1 pseudogene is annotated in these 860 nt (G+C 45.2%); it reads right to left on the reverse strand.

Going from position 1 to position 860, the window contains the following annotated elements:
- Positions 1-729 (reverse strand): annotated as a pseudogene (locus tag HX884_RS26665) (IS1634-like element ISSpu7 family transposase); the annotation flags it as partial.
- Between the last annotated feature and the right edge of the window lie 131 nt (positions 730-860).

Raw genomic sequence — 860 nt, forward strand, 5'->3', positions numbered from 1 at the left:
GGTCATCGGTACACGGGTAATGAACTTTTGATTTTGCTCATCTAGCGAGGAGATGCTTTCTTCGGTGTACAAGGCAGCATCAGCGATAAAATAACGACTATTTTGCGCGGCTTTTAGGCAATGTATGTGTCTTTTAGTGACTTCAGCGAATGCCTTGGCATCATTGGTGTTGCCACTCAGTGCTTGCATGTAAACAGGAATACCTGCTTGGTTTTCACAGATGAGTTCAAGCACCACTTGGTTAAGCTCTGGCCTATGATCCCGACTGTAGCCTCGTACAAGCTTGATCACGTTGGTGTTTTCATCTTGTGCATACTCACCATCAACGTGAAAGCTGGTGATATCAAGATGAACTGAATCCGTCGTCAAGCCCAGTTTATCAACAACACGCTCAGCAATAACCTGATAGAGCGCAGAGACATCGGCTTCGTATAGAGCATCTAAGGTGCGCCCTAGTACATCATCAGTAAGATGGTGTGCTTCAATCTCCTTGGCGAGTAGCTTAGACACAGGCTTGGTCTTAAAAAAGTCCGAGAACATGTGCAGTGTTCTGCTATGAAAGCCAAGTCCATTTAGGAGCATGGCCAATACCGCGTCACCATGAGAAACATTGTGGTCAGAATATTTTGGGATAACGGCATCTATCATCCGTGGCAGGCCAATTTCGTGACAAAAGGCGGCAATGAGACCAAGGTGATCTAAGCGTTTAATAACAGGATGGGTAGACATATTTTGAGACCGTCAAATAGCAGCAATAGATCAAAACTGTCGATCGCGGTCAAGATGGTGCCGTGGTTTTTATGAAAAACTGATCGCCAGATCACGCTATTTAAATTCTGGAATTAGCTGCGGAATGACGG

Origin of the sequence: Enterobacter sp. SECR19-1250, from assembly GCF_013391025.1 — a bacterium.
Classification (GTDB): Bacteria; Pseudomonadota; Gammaproteobacteria; order Enterobacterales; family Enterobacteriaceae; genus Enterobacter; species Enterobacter cloacae.